Origin of the sequence: Rhodococcus baikonurensis (genome assembly GCF_040489275.1) — a bacterium.
GTDB lineage: Bacteria > Actinomycetota > Actinomycetes > Mycobacteriales > Mycobacteriaceae > Rhodococcus_F > Rhodococcus_F baikonurensis.
Genome location: NZ_JBEUOQ010000004.1, coordinates 183872 through 202900, shown reverse-complemented (window position 1 = coordinate 202900; position 19029 = coordinate 183872). Strand labels below are relative to the sequence as shown.

Here is a 19029-nt window from a genome sequence, read left to right as displayed (position 1 = left end):
TCGTCAGTCGGTCGGTAGCGGAATCGTCACCTCGAATCGACTCCCGCCGCCGGCACTCTCGTCGACGGTGATGGTTCCGTGATGCGCCACAACGATTTCCGACGCGATGGCGAGTCCGAGTCCGGAGCCACCTCCCTGCCTCGACCGCGGCTGGTCGAGGCGGACGAAGCGTCCGAAGATTCGTTCGCGTTCTGCTGCAGGGATTCCGGGCCCGTCGTCCTCGATCACGATCTGGGCGTCGTGGCCGTCTTCGGAGCATTCGAGACGCACCATGGTCTCGGCGTGCCGCACTGCATTGTCGACCAGGTTGCGCACCATACGCGCCAACGCTCTCGGGTCCCCGGAGACGCGAACCGGAGCAACACGGGCGGTGACCGCGATCTCCGAGATACCGTCGATCCGCTTCTGCTCGGCGAACAGAATGTCGTCGAGGTCGACGTCCACGACGGTACCGACGGATTCGAGTTCGCTTTCGTCCGAGCGCGCGAGAATCAAAAGATCCTCGATCAATTGCCGCATCCGGCGCGCCTCGGGGAGTAGTGCGTCTTCGATCAACGCGTCGTCGAGGAGATCCGGGCGTCGGTGTGCCAGTTCCAGAGCCGTCGTGATCGTGGACAGCGGACTGCGCAACTCGTGTGAGGCGTCGCTGACAAATCGTTGTTGAGCAAGTGCACCCTCGTCGAGGCGCGCGAGCATGTCGTTCATTGTTGTTGCCAGCCGGGCTATCTCGTCGTTCCCGGACGGAACCGGAACTCGTTCACCCTGGCGCCCACTCGAAATCGAGGCAACCCGAGCGCGGATGCGTTCCACGGGAGCGAGAGCCGAACCCACCAGGCGGTACGTGGCGAACGCGGCAAGTCCCAGAACCAGGGGCCCGGCTATGGCCAGCAGAACGGCAACAGTGGTCACCACGGTTTCAACGGGTTCGCGGTCGGCGCCGACGAACACGGTGACCGGTCCGGTCGGCGTCTGCGCGCCGCGTCCGATCAGCCAGTAGTCTTCGTCGTCGGACTTCTTGACCCTCCCGTAGGCGTCCGACTCGTCGGGGCCGAGAAGCTGTTCCGACAGCAGGCCGCTCTCGGTTCCGGGAGACTGGGCCGCTATTCGATGATCGGCGTCGACGATCTGAACGATTCCGACCTGACTGTCGGTGGACAGGAGTGACGGGTCGAGATCGGCTGGGCTCTTTCCGCTGAGTTGCTGGACCAACTGCGTGGCGCGAGCTTCGGAGCTGTTCAGTGCGGACAGATGGAGGGAGTTCGCCAGAACGAAAACCAGTGCAAGCCCGGCGATCACCAAGCAGAAGGCGATCACGAGCGTCGATGCCACGGTTGTCCGGGCACGCACGCTCCACCGGGACGGGTGCAGAATCGACTCGCCGATGACGTTCATGGCGTCCAGTCTGTACCTTCGCGGCTGTGTAAATGCAAAGGCTGTGCATATGCAAAGGCTGTGCATATACAAGGACGGGTGACGCGGCCTCGTGATCGGACCGCGTCACCCGTCTAGAGGATCAAGCCACTCGCTTGGCGGTTCGGCCGCCGAATTCGAGCATCACGGCGCGTCCCGTGTCGTCGGTGACGAAGCGCCCCAACGCCCGGGTGGTGTCGGCGCGCGCAGCGAAGTCACGGTCGTTGAGGAAGGCGATCGGGATTGCCGGCGGCCAGACGATGTCCTCGTATTCACCGAGATCCTGCGCGCTGCCCATCCGGATGCCGATTCCCTCGTCACCGGGGGCGACGGTCATCGTCAGTGAGCCGGCCTGATACTTGCCCAGGACTGCGTCGACGGCAGCGGGTTCGGGCTCGACCACGTCGAGGGATGCCGGCGTGGGTAGTTCAGTGAGGTTGGCCATGCACCAGTCGACGATCTTCTTGCCGATTCCGCCGCCGAGGGCGTTGGTCAGCACGGTGACGGCGAAGTTCTTCTCGGGCACTGTCATGAACTCGGAGACCTGGAGGTTGCTCACGTTTCCGCCGTGCCGCACTACCTGTGTGGTTCCGTATCGAGTCAACAGCCATCCCAGGCCGACTTCTTCGAACATCATCGCGGCGGGACGCTGCGGCTTCTGCATCAACAACCGGGTGGACTCGTCGAGCGGCTGTCCTTCGCCGGGGTGTTCGCCAGACAGTGCGTAACGTGCCCAGACGAGTTGGTCTCGCACCGAGGACCACATTCCGCCGCAAGGGATCATGCCGCGGTCCAGCCCGGTTTCGTTGGACACGAACGGCACACCGTCGCGGATGTAGTGACCGAGTGCGAACCGGTGGGTCATCACGTCCCAGGGCAGGAAGGCCGAGTTCTTCATTTCGAGGGGGTCGAGCACGCGCTGCTTGACCAGCTCTTCGAAGGTCAATCCGCTGATCTTGGCCACGACATGTCCGGCGAGAACGAATCCGGAGTTGCTGTAGGAGAAGACTTCTCCGACGGGAAATTCTTGTCGCAGTTCGTTCAGCCGTGAAACCGAGCGTCCCAGGGCGTCTTCGCCCCAGCCTGCCGAGAGGCCCGCGTCGCCGGTGAATCCGCCGGTGTGGGTGAGGAGGTGACGCATCGTGACTGTGCGCGTGGCTGTTTCGTCGGCGAAGGTCAGTTCGGGGACGTACTCGACCAACGGGGTGTCGAGATCAAGTAGGCCGTCCTCGACGAGTGCCATCGCGGCTGTTGCGGCGAACACCTTTGTGGTGGAGCCGATCATGAACATCGTCTTGTCGGTGACCGGGAGTTGGGTTTCGACGCTCTCGATGCCACTGGTGACGACGATGTCCTTGTCGCCGTGAACGATGCCGACAGAGACGCCGGGGATGTTTGCCTCGACCCTCCACTGATCGACGAGTTCTTGAAGCTGTTCTTGCATCTTTGATTCCTCGAGTTCGCTGGCGTTCTGTGTTTCGGCGTTCTGTGTTTCCGTCATCGTATGTGTATCGGTCGTCGTCACGCGTTAACCCGTGGTAGGAAGCGGAATCCGACGTACACTCCGTCTCGGTGCGGCCGTACCGTCGTCCAACCCGCGGCCCCGGGTTGACGGGTGGTCCAGGTCCCCGGGATCTGCGACGGTACGAGAGTGGCTACCGTTGCAGGCTTCTTCGGAGCTGTCTCGTCTTCCTCGGGATTCGGGATTACGTCGCCGATGACGGTGATCACGGCCTCGTCAGCGGACTCTCCACGACGGAACTCGATTGCTATTCCGCCCGAGCTGTACTTTCCCAGAACCGAATCCGGAATCGACTCCACACTCGCGGGGTTCGGGGCGAGGGCTTGCGGAGGTTCGAGTCCGACCAACGCGGCCGCGGCTTCGGTGAAGAGATCACGGTAGAGGCCGTCGGCCTTGCCGCCGCTGGTCAGCAGTGCGATCGCGACATTGTGGCGGGGGAAGATGCGCAGATACGCGTGCTGGCCGATGGTGCTGCCGTCGTGCCCGAAAATCTCTTCGCCCGACCAGGTTTCGTGGAACCAGCCCAAGCCCCAACCCGACTTGTCCGGGAACAGTTCGCTGATGTCGATTTCGGGTGTGCGCATCGCGGCGGCTGACTTTTCCGACACGATCCGTACGCCGTCGACGCTCTGTCCTTCGAGAAGACCGAGTTCCGCGAACGTGAGTAGATCTCCGATGCTGGCAGTGATGCAACCCGCGGGCCCCATCGAGCGCGTGATCGGCCAGACGGGCATCACGACGGAGTTCCCCGTATGACCCGCTGCCACAGAGTATCTCGGTGTATCTCCGGTCAACGTGAGTGTGTGCGCGAGGCCGAGCGGATCGATGATCCGCTCCTTGAGGATGTCGTCCCAGATGCCGCCGCGAAGAACCTCGACGATACGAGCTGCAAGGACGTACGCGGAGTTCGAGTACGCGAAGCCGTCCTCGAGTGGATGAACCTGACGGAAGTCACGCAGGCCCTCGACGTAGCGTTCGACGACGTCGTCGCCGCGACCCTTGTCGATGAACAGGTCACCGTCGATTCCGTTGCGATGGTTCAGAAGTGCACGAACCGTGATGCGGGCAGCTGTTTCCTCGTCCTGCAGTGCGAAATCGGGCAGAATCGACCGGACGGTCGCGTCCAGGTCGAGCAAGCCTTCGTCGACAAGCTGCATGACCAGCATCGCGGTCCACACCTTGGTGATGGATCCGATCTGGAACAGGGAGTCGGTGGATACCTCGACCCCGGTGTCTGCATTGATCACGCCGGAAGCCACCGTCGTACGGGTGATTTCCTTGCCGTTGGAATCGAGTGTGAGAATACCGAATTGAGCACCGGTGACGCCGTAACGCTCACACAGTACGTCCAGCGAACGCTTCCACGCGTCGGCTCCGGCAGAGGCGTTGGCCAGGCCGGTCTTGGGCAGCTTCGCGGAGGTGTATCGCTTGACCCACTCGATGAGCCGTGTGCTGTAGTCGATTCGGTGCGAGATCGAGCCGTTGACGAGGAACCCGTGGCTTGCACCGGGATACGCCACCAGTCGGGTAGGTACATGCTGCTGGCGCAGTGCGGCGAACCAGGCCTCGGCCTGGCCCAGCGGGCACCGCTCGTCCGACTTTCCGTGCAGGATCAGCGTCGGAGTCACCACGTTCTTCACGGCGGCAAGCGGTGAGGCGGCCAGGAGCCCCGCGGAGTTCTCGGGAACAGTGGTGCCGGTCGCGAGCGACGCGAGGTGCGGACCGAAATCGCAGACCCCGGCCATGGCGTTGAAATCGCAGATCAGGCCGCCGGCAACCGCGGCGGCAAAACGATCTGTCGCCGATGTCAGGTGACACGTGCTGTATCCGCCGTAGCTGTACCCGGTGATCGCCAGTCGGTCCCCGTCGACAAGTCCCTCGGCGACGAGCGCGTCGATCGGCTCGAGGAAGTCGGCTTGGTCCGAGGTACCCCAGGCGCCGTTGACGGCGTACATGAAGTCTGCACCGTACCCGTCCGATCCACGTGGATTGAGGGTCAGGATGCGCCAACCCTGCGCGGCGAGAACCTGGTGGGCGGGGTGATAGGTATCGGCAACGCCGGTCCACGCGTTGTGCGGTCCGCCGTGAATGTCGAGCAGAAGGGGTGCGGCGCCACTGGTTTCGGGAGCGGACAGCAACCAACCATGCACGGTACGGCCGTCGGAGATGGTGAATTCGCGTTCCTCGGCGGCAAACAGGGTCACCTCGGGGAGCGCTTCTGCGGTGAATTCTGTCAGCGTGGTGACATCGCCGCTGTCGAGATCGACGAGAGCGACCTCGCCGAAGGACTGCTGTGTGGTGATGATGACGGAGGCGACGCGGGCGTCACGGGCAACGGAGAGCGCCGAGACGACCTCGTTGGGATTGGCGACGAGGGAGCGGGAGGTACCGGTTTCGATGTCGGCTGCATACAGATGCGTCCACCCGCGATCGCGGAGGCAGAACACGATCTCGTCGCGAGTATTCGACAGTGCCGGTGTGCCACCGGGGTAACCAGGCGCACCGGGCATCACGTTTCGATCGAGATGAGCGGTGAGAGTGACGTCGACCGGTGTTTCGGTAGGGCCGGGGACGGACAGACGGATCAGGTCTGCAGTTCCGACACGGACCTCGGGGGTGCCGATGGCGACAACCGAATCTCCGTTCGGGTGCCACAGTGTTGAACCCTGCACTCCGGTGGCGTGACCGAGTCGCTGCGGCGGAACCGACAGATCGTCGACGAGGATGCGGTAAGCGCTGAAGGTGAGGTTCAGATCGCTGTCCGGTTCGAGATTGGCGGTGAAGGCAAGCGCCGTGCCGTCGGGTGACCAGGACGGCACGTCTGCATTCCAATCACCGTCGGTGAGCCGCCGAACCGCCTTCGCCTCCAGATCGACGGTGTGCAGGTGGCGCCGGAAGGTGCCGAGCCAACCGGCGCCGTCCACCTTGTATCCGAGCCGGTCGGTCACGATGGGTGCATTCGGATCGGTGGAGTCCGAACGTGAGACCACTGCGGCGAATGCAATGGCTTTGCCGTCCGGGCTCCAGGCCGCTGCTCCGGCGCCGAGGGGGAGTGATGCTGCTGTGGTGAGGGTTTCGGCCTCGCCGCCGGTGAGTGGGATCAGGTGCAGCTGCGCGGAGTCGCCGACCTTACGGAGGAAAGCGATCGAGGTTCCGTCCGGAGAGAACCGAGGGGCAGAATCGGCGGGCCCCGTAGTGAGACGGCGAGCCTGGGAACCGCGGGAGATCGCCCAGAGCGATGTAGTTGCCTTTCCGGCAACAATTTCCGAGCGAACGAAGACGACCACGGTGCCGTCGGGAGAGAGTGCGGTTTCGGTGGGCGTGACCACACGGTGGAGGTCGTCGAGAACAAATGGACGGTCAGTCATGTAGATCCTTCGAATCGGAGAAATAGATGCAGACGTAAAGCTTTGTCTTCCGGCTTATTTCAGAACTCGGATGCCTGGGCCCGCTAGGGTGCCACCAATCGGCGCGTACAGGGACGTCGCACCGTTGAAGAACATGAAGTTCGGCGACGTGGACACCGGAACGACGTCAGAAGAGGTGAACAGCGCCTGTTCCGCTTCCTTCCATACCGAGCAGGATTCCTGGCCGGGCAGAACCGAGGCCTTCGCAGCCAGTTCGGTGTACTCGGGATTGTCGATCGATGCGAAGTTGACTCCCGCAGGCGGGACCGGGCCGGAGAAGTACGGAACGAAGATGCTGGGAGTGTCACTCTGGACGGTGAGACCGATCGAGATCGACCAGGACGTGAGGTCCTTTGCCGCGAACGTGTTGGAGATGATGAAGTTGTTGTCACCACCACGAAGTTCTACTTTCGCGCCGAGTTCCTGCCACTGCTTCATCGCGTATTCTGCTGCTGCAGAGGTGGTATCACGGTAGTTGGCAAAGATGACGGTCAACTGCAGCGGTTGACCGTCCTTGGTCAGAACGCCGTCGGACCCGGGCTTCCAGCCGGCGTCGGCGAGGGTCTTCTTCGCCGCGGTCATGTCGAACTTCGGAACTACGCCGGTGACACTGTCGTAATCACATGCTCGCGGATCGACAACGGCCAATGCCGTAGCGCGCGAACCCTTGCCACCGGTGTTGATGTCCGTGTAGTCGTCGAGATCGATTGCCTGCACGAGCGCGCTGCGCACCGCTTCGTCCTTGGTGGGAAGAGCAGCATTGTGGTTGAAGATGAACTGCCCGCTCAAGGTGTTCGACGTCATCGATTCCAGGCCGGACGCTTCCACACGTTCGATATCCGCACCGGCCACCGGTGCTGCGTTCACCGTTCCGGTGAGGACCAGGTTCGCCGTCGTCGCCGCGTCGGTCACGATCTTGATCGTGACGGTCTTGGGCACTCCGAGGGTGTCCGACGTGGTTTCGCCGTTCGGTCCCCAGTTGTATCCGTCGCGGCGCTCGAGCGTGACGTGATCGTTGGCCACTACTTCGGTGACCTTGAACAGGCCGGTTCCGTTGCTGCTGCTGCGAACACTGGCGGGGTCGTCGAGTGCTGCCTGGCATGCCAGTTTGAGAGCACCGATGCGCTCGAGCAGGAAGGGCGCAGGTTCCGCTGTCTTGATCGTGAGCTCGTCGCCGTCAGCGGTTGCTACCGCAGTTTCGGGTACCGACGCTCCCAGCCACGGCGAGCCGTTCGTCTTGTCGACGACCCAGTTGATGTTGTTCGCCGCTGTCTGGGCAGTGAACGTCGTGCCGTCTTCACACGTGATCCCCTTTTTGAGGGTGAAGTTCAGCGAAGTTCCGTTCTCGCTCCATTTTTCGGCCAGATACGAGCCCGCTGCACGGGTTTTGGGGTCGATGGCCAACAGCGAGTCGTTGGTATAGCTGTTGATTGCCTGCGTGGCAGTCAAGTTGGTGATCAGAGGATGAAGGTTGCCGGGGTCGGTGTTCACGATCGTCGTGAAACTGCCGTCCTTGGCGTAATCGCCGGAAGACTCCCCTCCAGGATCAGACGAACTTCCGCACGAGGCAACGGTGAGCACGCCGATCGTGACCAGAGCCGCGGTGGGCACTGAGCGAACTTTCATCTGATGCACCTTTTGATCGAAGGAAGTCGTTGATCAATGTTGCGCGAGAGACGTGGCCCAGGTCTCGTTCGATCGACTCACACTGAGCGCCTGAATCTGTCGGATCGTCACTATCGGCAGTCGTCGTTTTATGCGGAACCACAGTTCGGCTACCGTCGGGGTGTGCGCTCAGAATCTCGTCGATCAGATATTCAGACCTTCCATGTCATGGATGTATGGAAGGCCGCGACCGAACGTCAGCGGACACACGGCGACGTTCTGACGTTGGCTGCCGGTCAACCGTCGACTCCCGCGCCGGCACCGGTGCTACGTGCGACGCGAGAGATCCTGGGCACCGAACTACTCGGATACACCGAAACTTTCGGGATCCTGCCGCTACGCGAAGCTATTGCGCGCTACCACAGCGAGCGATCGGGAATTGTGGTCGACGCCGAAGACGTGGTGGTGACGACGGGTTCGTCCGGGGCGTTCACCTTGCTCTTCCTCGCCGCGTTCGACGAGGGGGACACCGTTGTGGTTGCTCGCCCCGGCTATCCCGCGTACCGCAATACCCTTGCCGCTCTCGGCTGCAACGTCGTCGAACTCGACTGCGGGCCGGCAACCCGGTACCAGCCGACCGTGGACATGCTGGAGGCTTTGCCGTCGCCGCCTGCCGGTCTGATCGTCGCCAGCCCCGCAAATCCGACGGGCACGGTGATCTCGCCCGACGAGTTGGCCGCCTTGGCGGCGTGGTGCGACGAGCACGGAACTCTTCTGATCTCGGACGAGATCTACCACGGCATCGGATACGGCGATCAGCACACGTCGAGTGCCTGGGAGACCTCACGCGAATCTGTTGTGATCGGCTCGGTGTCCAAGTACTTCTCGATGACCGGTTGGCGACTCGGGTGGATGTTGGTGCCGACGTATCTGCGACGCCCGCTTCAGAGACTCGCGTCGAACATGACGGTGTGCCCGCCCGCGATCTCGCAGTACGCCGCGATCGAGGCGTTCTCGGACGAGGCGAAGATCGAGTTGGACGGGCACGTTCAGCGGTACGCCGTCAATCGTGAACTGCTGTTGACCGGCCTGCCGAAACTGGGCATCACCGAGTTGGCCCCGGCCGACGGTGCGTTCTACGTCTACGCGGACATCGGCCATCTGTGCGGCGACGAGGGCGCCACCGCGTGGTGTGCCCGGTTGCTGACAGATACCGGGGTCGCGCTGGCGCCGGGAATCGATTTCGACACCGTCCACGGAAACCGGATGGTCAGACTCTCGTTTGCAGGCGCAACTGCCGACATCCAGGAGGCACTGATCCGCCTCCAGAAGTGGCTCGGGTAACAAACAGCAGGGTCTTCGAGCTGTTTCGCCATGCGGAGGTGCCCCATGCTGGCACGATGTCGTGGTGTCTTCCGCAGCTACGCCCAAGGGTGAACGACGTCGCCAGGCTCTGGTGGCGTCCGCTGCTGAACTTTTGCTGGAGGGTGGGTTCGACGCCGTTCGTCACCGCGCCGTAGCCACCAGAGCCGATCTTCCGCTGGCGTCGACGACCTATTACTTCGATTCACTCGACGATCTGATCGCGTGTGCTGTCGAGCTCAACGGCAACGCCGACATGGAAGCGATGCGCGCCAGAGTGGCTGCGGTGACCCAACGTCGGCGGGGCGCGGAATCGACGGTCGAACTATTGGTCGAGTTGCTGCTCGGCGACGAAGAGAAGCGGCCGGAGAGTCGCGAACGATTGATCTCGCGCTACGAACGATTTGTGGCGTGTGCCCGTCATCCCGCACTTCGTGACGTGCAGCTGCGCCTTCGCGCCCAGCTCGACGAACTGTTGAATGATGCGCTCCGGCGTTCGGGCCGGTCGGCTCCCGAGGGGCAACTGCGTCGTCTTGTCGCGATGGTCGACGGCGCGATGATCACGGCGCTGGGGGAGTACGACCCGGACCCGCGGGGGTTGGCGCGTGGAATGCTGTTGGAATCGATCGACGTGATGGCGCCGCCGGTCGTCTAGCTGGGGGGTGACAGCTGCTCCAGCTCGGGGGTAGACAGCTGCTCCAGCTCGGGGGTAACAGCACTGCTCGGCCACCGTTAGACTGAGGCCTCGTGAGCCGCATCCCGAATGTCCTTGCCAACCGTTACGCCAGCCCGGAGCTTGTTGCTCTGTGGTCTCCCGAGTACAAGATCGTGCTCGAGCGCCAATTGTGGGTGGCGGTGTTGCGTGCGCAGGCAGAGCTGGGCATCGACATTCCGGCCGACGCGATCGCCGACTACGAGCGAGTCATCGACAACGTCGACTTGGAGTCCATCGCGGACCGCGAGCGGGTCACCCGTCATGACGTGAAGGCACGCATCGAGGAATTCAACGCACTCGCCGGACACGAACAGGTCCACAAGGGCATGACCAGCCGCGACCTCACCGAGAACGTCGAGCAGTTGCAGATCGTGCGTTCGCTCGAGCACGTCTACAACCACGGCATCGCCGTTGCAGCCCGCCTGGGTGAGCGCGCTGCCGAGTACTCGTCCATCGTGATGGCCGGCCGCTCGCACAACGTCGCAGCTCAGGCCACCACCTTGGGTAAGCGTTTCGCTTCCGCGGCCGACGAGCTTCTCGTTGCACTGACGCGTCTGCGCCAGCTCATCGACCGCTACCCGCTGCGCGGGATCAAGGGTCCGATGGGTACCGCTCAGGACATGCTCGACCTTCTCGACGGCGATGCGGCCAAGCTCGAGCAGCTCGAAGCGAAGGTCGCGGAGCACCTCGGATTCGCTCACGTACTGACCAGCGTCGGCCAGGTGTACCCGCGTTCCCTCGATCACGACGTCATCTCCGCGCTCGTCCAGGTCGGCGCAGGCCCGTCGTCGTTCGCACACACGATCCGCCTGATGGCCGGCCACGAGCTGGTCACCGAAGGCTTCCAGCCCGGTCAGGTCGGCAGCTCGGCGATGCCGCACAAGATGAACACCCGCTCGTGCGAGCGCGTCAACGGCCTTCAGGTGATCCTGCGCGGCTACGGCTCCATGGCAGCCGAGCTTGCGGGTGCACAGTGGAACGAGGGCGACGTCTTCTGCTCCGTCGTGCGACGCGTCGCGCTGCCGGACGCGTTCTTCGCGATCGACGGCATGTTCGAGACCTTCCTGACCGTGCTGATCGAGATGGGTGCGTACCCGGCCGTGATCGAGAAGGAACTGACGCGGTACCTGCCGTTCCTCGCGACGACGCGAGTCCTCATGGCTGCCGTCCGCGCGGGCGTCGGACGAGAGACCGCACACGAGGCGATCAAGGAGAACGCCGTCGCAGTTGCACTGGCGATGCGTGAAGAGGGCAAGGAGCCCGATCTGCTCGATCGCCTCGCCGCCGACGACCGTTTGCCGCTCGACCGCGCTGCACTCGACGAGGCTCTTGCCGACAAGGCTGCTTTTGTCGGCGCCGCTTCGGCTCAGGTCGATGCCGTTGTCGCCGAGGTGCAGAAACTTGTCGACGCCAATCCCGAAGCTGCGGCGTACGCGCCGTCGCCGATTCTGTAAGGGCTACGCCCCGTGCGCCTTTTCGGTGGCCGTCACTACCGAAAAGGCGCACCGGGTCGAAGAGCATGAACTGCATCTTCTGTTCCATCATCGCTGGTGAGGCCGAGGCCAGTGTCGTCTACGACGACGCGAATGTTCTTGCCTTCATGGATATTCGGCCGTTCACCTCCGGCCATCTCCTGGTCGTGCCGAAGCGCCACGCCAGTGGATTGTCCACGCTCGATCCCGACGACGGCGCCAGGATCTTTGCTGTCGCGCAGAAGATTGCCGCAGCGATGCGTACCGGCCCCCTCCCCATCGACGGGGTCAACCTGCATCTCTCCGACGGAGCTGTTGCGGGGCAGGAAGTCTTCCATGTTCATCTGCACGTCATTCCGCGCAATCGTGGCGACGGGTTCGGTCTGCGCGCGCTTCCTCGCACACCCAATCGGGCAATACTCGACAGCACGGCTGCTGTCATTCGAGGCGCGCTGAACTAGCGGTTCACCCGGTGCGGGTGATTCGCGCCGAGGTTTCTTTCAGCACCATCTGGGTATGGCCGACATCGAACTGACGTATTCCTCCGGAGTGGTACCCAGGGACGCAGAGCTTCCCGCTCGCGAGAACATCGCAACGGTGTTCGACGAGCTCGACTTCCAGACTGCGGTCCAGGCGTACCTGTGGGCCATCCCCATCGTCTCCTGGGCGCAGTGGATGGACGTGCATACCAACATCTTCGGAGCAACCGCGTCGGATATCGTCGTCTATCGATCGTATCGCGACCGACTGGGGCTGATCACCGCCAACGCGACGACGCCGTACATCTTGAACTTCTTCGATCTCGGTGTATCGGGGCCGTTGGTGATCGAACTGCCGCCGGGTCCGACAGCCGGGGGTATCGCGGATTTCTGGCAACGGGAAGTCGCAGTGCTCGGTGAGATGGGCCCCGACGCCGGCAAGGGTGGCAAGACAGTGGTGGTCGGCCCAGGCCAGAGTGCTGAAGACACAGGTGAATACACCGTCGTCCACTCCCCGATGATGCACATCATGTTCGGCTTCCGCACGCTCGATCCGGACCCGGCGCGGTCGGGTGCGTTGGTCGAGGCAGTGCGCGTCTACCCCTACTCCGATCGCGAGAATCCGACTCCCACTCGGCTCGTCTCACCGGACGGCAAGTCCTGGAGCGGAATTCAGCCGCGAGGTCTTCGTTACTGGGAGCTCCTACACGACATCGTGCAGGACGAACCTGTCGAAGAGCGCGACCGCTTCCCGATGGCGTGGCTTCGGCAGTTGGGGATAGAGAAGGGCAAGCCGTTTGCCCCGGACGACCGCTTGCGGAAGATCTTGCAGCGGGCCGTCGAGGTGGGGGAGGTGTTCGCGCAAGCGATTGCATTCGTCAAGCGGTTCCCCGGTTCGCGCTACTGGCCCGATCGTCAGTGGGACTTGGCGATTGTTCTGGACAACTCTGCTCAGCGGGCGGACAACTACGACGAGTTCTACGAACGCGCGTCGTGGTTCTACGAGGCAGTCAGTTTCTCGGAGGCGATGAAGAGTACGACGCCGGGGCTCGGCCAGGCGTATCTGGGTAGTTACTCCGATACCGACGGCCACTGGTTGGACGGAGGAAAGAGTTACACACTCCACGTGCCCGCCGATGTCCCGGCAAAGCTCTTCTGGTCCGCGACGGTCTACTCGATCGACACCCGGTGCCTGATCGACAACGAGCAGGGCAGAGGCGACCGTGGTTCGCGAGATCCCGATCTTGTTGTCAACGTCGATGGTTCAGTGGATCTCTACTACGGACCTACTGCCCCGGAAGGGAAGGAATCCAATTGGGTTCAGACCATTCCGGGCCGGCACTGGTTCTCGTACTTCCGCTTCTACGGACCTCTCGAGCCCTATTTCGACCGGACATGGAAGCTTGGTGACATCGAGCCGGCCTAGAGCGTTGTCCGTCTCACGGACTGCCGATCAGTTCGACAACGGAGTCCAGAAGGGCACTGCGCCAGCACAACCAGTCGTGGCCGCCGTCGAAGATCCGATACGACACTTGTGCTCCGGCGGCATCCAACGCCTGGGCGACCGCTGCGCTGTGCCCGACCATGTCGGACTCGTGCTTACCTACTTCGAGGACGACGCGTAAACCGTCCGGCACGCCGTCGCGCTCGATGCGTGCGGCTATGTCTCCGCCCGCCGGGCCGTCCTCGCCGCGCTTCAAACCCGTTGGCCACCAGAATGATCCGGACCCACTGGCGACCAGAGCGAAGTGTTCGGGAAATTCGAGTGCCGCGAACATCGAGGACAGGCCGCCGAAGCTCTGCCCCGAGACGACGGTTCGCGTTCGATCAGATGAAAAGGGTGCGACGGCGCGTACCTGCGGAAGCAGTTCGTTGACGACTGCACTCCAGTATTCGCGGTTGCACGGCAATTCCTTCGAACGACGTTGATTGTCAACGGAGTCGATCGCCAGCAGAACGCAGGATTTCAGTTTGCCGGTCTGGACTGCACGATCGAAAGCGGCACCCGCGGGCATGACCTCGGCCCAGTGGCGCCCGTCGAGAAGAATCACGAGTGGGCGTTCTTCGAGCGGTGTCAGCCCGTCGTCCACGGTCTCGTAGATCCACACCGGTCGCTCGACGCCTAGAGCCGAACTGTCCCAGGCGAGCTGCACCGACTTTCTGAAAACCGGAGCATCCCAGCCGAACTGGACCGGCGCCGAGGGCATCTCGGCGACGGAGCGTCTTGTGTCCACGCCCGCGGAGAGCGGATTGAGCGGGTCGGCGATTCGGTGCTCGAGCAACCCCAGCCATCGGGTGCGGCGAGTCGTGTCTTCCTTGCCTGCTCCGGGATAGTCGAGTTCGTCGACTACGGACTTCGGTACCGGGATGAAGCTGTAACTGCTACGCCAGGTGTTCGAGACTTCGGTGGCGTAGAACCATACCGGACTCTCGCCGATCCTGCGCATCACGCTGAGCTGTTCCGCGTGGTGGTCGGTCAGCGAGTTTGCATCCAGGTAGACGCGCTCGACCTCCATCTCTTCGGGCTGCCGCCAGAGGAATGTGACCCGAACTGTCTGTGGATCAACACTTTCGATGATCGGCGTTCCCTGTCGCACTATCCGGTTCCAGAACGTGTCGATGTCGGGCGAGGCCGCGAGGGAAGCGGACAGATCAGTCGCCGGCTGGGTTAGCATGAGCACAGCCTAACCTAATTTGATGGGCTTTTGAATTCGAGGAGTGGTCCGCCAGTGGGCGTCACAATGAAAAAATCACGCACCCTGAAGGTGCTCTCCGCAGTCTTGGTCGCAGGGTTCGCCCTCGCCGGATGTAGTTCTGCGGATGCCGATTCCGATGCTGACTCAGCGGTATCGCAGGGTAATTGGCCGCGCACCGTGGAAACGCCGAAAGGGCCGGTGGAGATCACGTCGAAGCCGGAGAGAATCGTCTCGACCAGTGTGACGCTGACGGGCACACTGTTGTCGATCGACGCTCCGGTGGTGGCTACCGCATCGACAGGACCGAACACCGATGTGTCCGATGCGCAGGGATTGTTCACACAGTGGGGCGACATCGCGCGAGAACGCGGACTTGCCGTGTTGCCGATGGGCGGCGCGAACGCAGAATCCGTTCTGGCTCAGAACCCGGATCTGATCGTCGTCTCGGCGACAGGCGGTGACTCCGTCGTCGACCTGTACGAGCAGTTCACGGCCATCGCTCCGACGATCGTGGTGGACTACGGCGGAAGCAGTTGGCAGGAAGTTGCCTCTGTTCTGGGTAAGGCGACAGGTCTCGAAGACAACGCCGCGGCTACGGTCGCGAAATTCGACAACGCAGTAGAGGCTGCCAAAGCCGAGATCACGCTTCCACCGCAGCCGACCACCGCGCTGGTCTACTACGAGGACGGCAGCGGTGCCAATATCTGGACGCACGAGTCCGGGCAGGCGAAGTTGCTCACGGCGATGGGTTTCACTGTCGCCGACATTCCCGAGTCCGCGAAGAGCAGTGAGTCCATGGGCAAGCGTAAGGACATCATTCAGGTCTCGGCCGAGAACCTCTACGACGGTATCGCGGGCAACACCCTGATCTTGGTCAGCGCCGACGACGGTGCGGTGAAGGCGGTCGAGGCACTTCCCCTGTTGGCCCAGCATCCGGCAATTCGTGATCACCACGTCTACGCCGTGGGGCTGGACACCTTCCGTCTCGACTACTACAGCGCCACCAATATGGTGAACCGGTTGGTCGAACAGTTCAGCTGATCCATAAGTACTAGTACTTTCACCCCGAACTAGTCCTTTGGTCGTAACCGAGAATCGGACATTCCCTTCACGTTCGTCGAATGTGGGACCAAGTGGTGCGCGCATGCCACCATGAACGTCAATCACTGGATGCGGAATGGGGAGTGGATGTTCGACTCGGCTGGTCAGAATGCCCCGGGGCAAGCCCTGACATCGCGAGGGTGGGGACGTTTCAACCTGAGCAACCCGGCTACGGCGGCCGTGATCGTCGGACTGCTGAGCGTGCCCTGGGTATTCGGCCTCGCCAGTCTCAAGACTGAACCCGAGACGAGCAATCGAGTGCTGAGCGATCCGGCGACCGTCGTCGGCATCATGGGTTTCCTGACGGCGCTGACCGTGGTGGCGTGTGCGCGCCGTCGATACCCGATCGCGTACTACCTACTGACGCTGGCAGGATCCGGCGGGTTGATGCTCTTCCTCGGCAGTCGATCGCTCGGGGCAACGCCGCTTTTCTGGTTCGCGATCATGGCAGTGTCCATCCGGGTGACAGGCATGCGCCTGGCCGGACTGTTGGTCCTCGGAATGGCGATGGACGTGATCTTGGCGATGTATCTCACCGAACGGGACGGGCTGACGGTCGCCGAGGTTCAGGTGGGGGAGTTGCCCCACCTGTTCCTCGAACCGGCGGCAAACACCGTCACCAGTTTTCTGGTTGTCGCCGCCATGGGAAAGATCGTCGCGCGCCTGCGAAAGCAAGCTGTGGAGAACAGTCAGGCAGTTGCGGATCTGCACCGGGACCGCGAACGCAAGATCGCGAATGCCGTTGTCGCCGAACGTCAGGACATGGCACGTGAGTTGCACGACGTCGCGGCTCACCACATGACCGGCATGATCATCCAGGCCCGTGCCGCCGACAAGTTCTTCTCGAGCAATCCCGAACAAGCGCAAGCCCTCCTGGGCGGCGTCATCGAGCAGGGGCAGCGAGCCCTCAACAGCTTGCGGCAGATCGTGGGGATACTTCGCCTGGGTGAGGAAGACCCCGATTTCCCGACGCCCATGGTCTCCGACATCGACGAGTTGGTGGACGACTGCAGGCGCACCATCTCGTCGATCTCGCTGGAGAAGGTCGGCCGCTTCGACGACCTGGACAGCGGAGTTCAGTTGACCTGCTACCGCATCGTGCAGGAAGCGTTGTCGAACGTCCTTCGTCATGCGCCGGGCAGTGAGTCCAAGGTGTGCCTGAGCCGAGAAGCGGGCGCGGTGAGGGTAAGGGTGATCAATACTCTCGGTAATTCTCGCCCGGCCTCCGACGGGCAAAACCTCGGAATTGTGGGAATGCGCGAACGCGCGACGCTCATGGGTGGTCAACTGGACGCCGGACCGAATTCGGAAGGTGAGTGGGCTGTGCAGGCACTGGTGCCGGTGAACGGGAGGATCAACGCATGATCGATGTCCTTATTGCGGACGACCAGCAGGTGGTACGGCAGGGTTTCGAACTGTTTCTCTCCGGTCACCCCGAAATTCGCGTCGTCGGGCACGCCAAGACGGGAGTCGAGGCGTACGAGCAGGTGCGTGCACTGCGTCCGGATGTCGTGCTGATGGACATCCGCATGCCGCACGGCGACGGATTGACTGCGACCCGGGAGGTTCTTGCCGAGTTTCCGGCAACCCGCGTCATCGTGATCACCACGTTCGATCTCGACGAGTACGTATTCGAGGCACTCGACAGCGGCGCCGCCGGGTTCTTGCTCAAAGACGCCGATCCCGAGGAACTCTCGTCGGCAGTGTTGACCGTGGCCGAGGGTGGCTCGGTGCTCTCGCCGAGATTGACCTCGAGACTGATCGTGGAGTTCGCGAGGCGCAAGCCTGCACCCATGTCCACAGCGCGCTCCGGATCGGATCACGGTCTCAGTGCACGTGAAATGGATGTGGTGCAGTTGCTGTCACAAGGCTTGGGAAACAACGACATCGCCGATTCCCTCAGCCTCGAGCAGAGCACGGTGAAGTCGCACATCAGCAACATCTGCAAGAAGCTGCAGGTGCGTACCCGTGTGCAGATCGTCATCTGGGCGTACCGAAACAACGTGATCGCCGTATCGCGCTGACGCACGGGGCGCTGCGGCGCATCCGGCACGGCACGGGCAGAGAAGTGCACGTGCCCCGGGTTCGACCCCACGTCGAACCCGGGGCATCTGTGCGGCTCAGCCCAGCAGTTTGGCTTTGAGTGCCATGACAGTTGCCGCACTCAGGCCCAAGCCCTCGGTCAGGTAGCGATCGACCGACCCGTAGGTCTGGTCCAACTGTGCGAGGCCGGCATCGAGATAGCTTGCCTCGACACCCAATAGGGGCTCCATGTTGACGGCCATCTGCTCGCCCAAGCTCGCCGCAATGCCCGCGCGCGTGGCCTTCATGCCTTCGGCCGTGTACTCGTTGGTCAGGAGGTAGTCGTTCATGATCACCGAGCGGTCGACGCCGGCGATGCTCAGTAGGAGAAACGATGTCCAGCCGGTGCGGTCTTTGCCTGCGGTGCAGTGGAAGACCTGTGCGCCTTCGGTTTCGGCGAGGCCTGTGAGCAACTGCGCGAATCCGGCTCGTTCCGTCGCTCCGGTGACGAAGGCGCGGTTCATGTCCTGCATCATCGATCGAGAGTCCTCGGGGGACTTGATCTTCGCGACCATCTCGGCAATGTTCCCGGACAGGATCGGAATGTTCTCGTACGCAACCCCGTCGGGCAGGACATCCGGCTTACTGGCGATCTCGGGTTCGGTGCGCAGATCGTAAACCTTTGTCAGCCCAAGCTTTTCGAGAATGCTCATGTCATCGCCCTTGGGCGTGATCGCGTTCGCGCGGTAGAAGACCCCCTTGTTGACGGGCAGACCGAAAGTTCCCGAGTATCCGGCGCCGGTGCCTGCGACATCGCGGAAATTGTCGATCCCGGTCAGCCGCGGGGCATCTGGGGTCTGCTCGGCACTGCCGAAGTCGCTGGATCCGAAATCAAGCGAGCCGAACTGTGGAGCCGAGGGGGCAGGTTCGGCCTGTGCGATCGAGGCGCCGAAGCCGGCGATGAGAAAGCTACTGGTCAACGCAATGGCCGCGGCAGACCGTAGTGAGCAGGTACGCGTGGATCGGGACATGTGTGAGCCCTTCGTCGAGCGGAGAGAGTGGCGAGTCGATGAGGTATCGCGAAGGCAAGGTAGCGAGTTCGCGTGTCCGATTCGAGAGGAATCTTGCTTTGCTCCCTCTCAGTGGGAGGCGTGCTGCTGTGAGCGTGAGCGGCTCGGGAGGCGCAGTTCATTCCTCGAGACCTGTGTTTGTGCAAACTCCCGCCGCCCTGATATTGG

At 62.6% G+C, this 19029-nt stretch carries 14 protein-coding genes; 8 read left to right on the top strand and 6 right to left on the bottom strand.

Translation table 11 applies throughout. The features are described from left to right. Positions 1-3 precede the first annotated feature (3 nt). The 4 genes from ABWI03_RS11760 to ABWI03_RS11745 all read right to left on the bottom strand — a co-directional run bounded on the left by ABWI03_RS11760 (position 4) and on the right by ABWI03_RS11745 (position 7965). Complete coding sequence (locus tag ABWI03_RS11760) at positions 4-1392, bottom strand: sensor histidine kinase (protein WP_298779352.1); 1389 nt, start codon at positions 1390-1392, stop codon at positions 4-6. A 121-nt stretch (positions 1393-1513) separates the two neighbouring features. Then, entirely contained in the window at positions 1514-2911 is a 1398-nt protein-coding gene (locus ABWI03_RS11755; RefSeq protein ID WP_007734413.1) for a serine hydrolase domain-containing protein, read from the bottom strand. A gap of 20 nt (positions 2912-2931) precedes the next feature. Next, complete coding sequence (locus tag ABWI03_RS11750; RefSeq protein ID WP_298779362.1) at positions 2932-6300, bottom strand: serine hydrolase; 3369 nt, start codon at positions 6298-6300, stop codon at positions 2932-2934. 54 nt (positions 6301-6354) lie between these two features. Next, a complete protein-coding gene (locus ABWI03_RS11745) occupies positions 6355-7965 on the bottom strand; it encodes an ABC transporter substrate-binding protein (RefSeq protein WP_095971428.1) in 1611 nt (536 codons plus the stop codon). Positions 7966-8127: 162 nt separating this feature from the next. Between ABWI03_RS11745 and ABWI03_RS11740 the strand changes: the two genes are divergently transcribed. The 5 genes from ABWI03_RS11740 to ABWI03_RS11720 all read left to right on the top strand — a co-directional run bounded on the left by ABWI03_RS11740 (position 8128) and on the right by ABWI03_RS11720 (position 13398). Beyond that, positions 8128-9288: a pyridoxal phosphate-dependent aminotransferase gene (locus ABWI03_RS11740; protein WP_298779364.1), complete on the top strand. Its 1161-nt coding sequence runs from the start codon at positions 8128-8130 to the stop codon at positions 9286-9288. A gap of 64 nt (positions 9289-9352) precedes the next feature. Further along, positions 9353-9961, top strand: a complete 609-nt coding sequence (locus ABWI03_RS11735; RefSeq protein ID WP_235171369.1) for a TetR/AcrR family transcriptional regulator — start codon at positions 9353-9355, stop codon at positions 9959-9961. A 92-nt stretch (positions 9962-10053) separates the two neighbouring features. Further along, positions 10054-11475 (top strand): adenylosuccinate lyase, encoded by a 1422-nt coding sequence (gene purB, locus ABWI03_RS11730; RefSeq protein ID WP_095971426.1) that lies wholly within the window; start codon positions 10054-10056, stop codon positions 11473-11475. Positions 11476-11540: 65 nt separating this feature from the next. Beyond that, positions 11541-11954, top strand: a complete 414-nt coding sequence (locus tag ABWI03_RS11725) for an HIT family protein (protein WP_124568782.1) — start codon at positions 11541-11543, stop codon at positions 11952-11954. 55 nt (positions 11955-12009) lie between these two features. Further along, complete coding sequence (locus ABWI03_RS11720; RefSeq protein ID WP_298779370.1) at positions 12010-13398, top strand: DUF1254 domain-containing protein; 1389 nt, start codon at positions 12010-12012, stop codon at positions 13396-13398. 13 nt (positions 13399-13411) lie between these two features. On the opposite strand, the gene fes is transcribed toward ABWI03_RS11720, so the two are convergent. After that, positions 13412-14647, bottom strand: a complete 1236-nt coding sequence (gene fes, locus ABWI03_RS11715; RefSeq protein WP_298779373.1) for an enterochelin esterase — start codon at positions 14645-14647, stop codon at positions 13412-13414. A 66-nt stretch (positions 14648-14713) separates the two neighbouring features. On the opposite strand from fes, the gene fepB reads away from it, so the two are divergent. The 3 genes from fepB to ABWI03_RS11700 all read left to right on the top strand — a co-directional run bounded on the left by fepB (position 14714) and on the right by ABWI03_RS11700 (position 17793). Next, positions 14714-15709, top strand: coding sequence for a Fe2+-enterobactin ABC transporter substrate-binding protein (gene fepB, locus ABWI03_RS11710; protein ID WP_166811572.1), 996 nt, complete (start codon positions 14714-14716; stop codon positions 15707-15709). A gap of 111 nt (positions 15710-15820) precedes the next feature. Beyond that, the gene (locus ABWI03_RS11705; RefSeq protein WP_234036671.1) at positions 15821-17134 is read left to right on the top strand and encodes a sensor histidine kinase; all 1314 of its coding nucleotides are present in this window, start codon (positions 15821-15823) and stop codon (positions 17132-17134) included. Further along, entirely contained in the window at positions 17131-17793 is a 663-nt protein-coding gene (locus ABWI03_RS11700; protein WP_050655447.1) for a response regulator transcription factor, read from the top strand. Before ABWI03_RS11705 ends, ABWI03_RS11700 begins: the two co-directional genes overlap by 4 nt. Positions 17794-17889: 96 nt before the next feature. Here ABWI03_RS11700 and ABWI03_RS11695 read toward each other — a convergent pair whose 3' ends face one another. After that, positions 17890-18822, bottom strand: a complete 933-nt coding sequence (locus tag ABWI03_RS11695; RefSeq protein ID WP_298779379.1) for a tyrosine-protein phosphatase — start codon at positions 18820-18822, stop codon at positions 17890-17892. Between the last annotated feature and the right edge of the window lie 207 nt (positions 18823-19029).

What these genes read in the sequence shown, in the direction of transcription:
- ABWI03_RS11760 (WP_298779352.1), bottom strand. Translation starts at nt 1,392, where the DNA reads ATGAACGTCATCGGCGAGTCGATTCTGCACCCGTCCCGGTGGAGCGTG.
- ABWI03_RS11755 (WP_007734413.1), bottom strand. Translation starts at nt 2,911, where the DNA reads ATGACGGAAACACAGAACGCCGAAACACAGAACGCCAGCGAACTCGAG.
- ABWI03_RS11750 (WP_298779362.1), bottom strand. Translation starts at nt 6,300, where the DNA reads ATGACTGACCGTCCATTTGTTCTCGACGACCTCCACCGTGTGGTCACG.
- ABWI03_RS11745 (WP_095971428.1), bottom strand. Translation starts at nt 7,965, where the DNA reads ATGAAAGTTCGCTCAGTGCCCACCGCGGCTCTGGTCACGATCGGCGTG.
- ABWI03_RS11725 (WP_124568782.1), top strand. Translation starts at nt 11,541, where the DNA reads ATGAACTGCATCTTCTGTTCCATCATCGCTGGTGAGGCCGAGGCCAGT.
- ABWI03_RS11720 (WP_298779370.1), top strand. Translation starts at nt 12,010, where the DNA reads ATGGCCGACATCGAACTGACGTATTCCTCCGGAGTGGTACCCAGGGAC.
- fes (WP_298779373.1), bottom strand. Translation starts at nt 14,647, where the DNA reads ATGCTAACCCAGCCGGCGACTGATCTGTCCGCTTCCCTCGCGGCCTCG.
- fepB (WP_166811572.1), top strand. Translation starts at nt 14,714, where the DNA reads ATGAAAAAATCACGCACCCTGAAGGTGCTCTCCGCAGTCTTGGTCGCA.
- ABWI03_RS11705 (WP_234036671.1), top strand. Translation starts at nt 15,821, where the DNA reads ATGAACGTCAATCACTGGATGCGGAATGGGGAGTGGATGTTCGACTCG.
- ABWI03_RS11700 (WP_050655447.1), top strand. Translation starts at nt 17,131, where the DNA reads ATGATCGATGTCCTTATTGCGGACGACCAGCAGGTGGTACGGCAGGGT.
- ABWI03_RS11695 (WP_298779379.1), bottom strand. Translation starts at nt 18,822, where the DNA reads ATGTCCCGATCCACGCGTACCTGCTCACTACGGTCTGCCGCGGCCATT.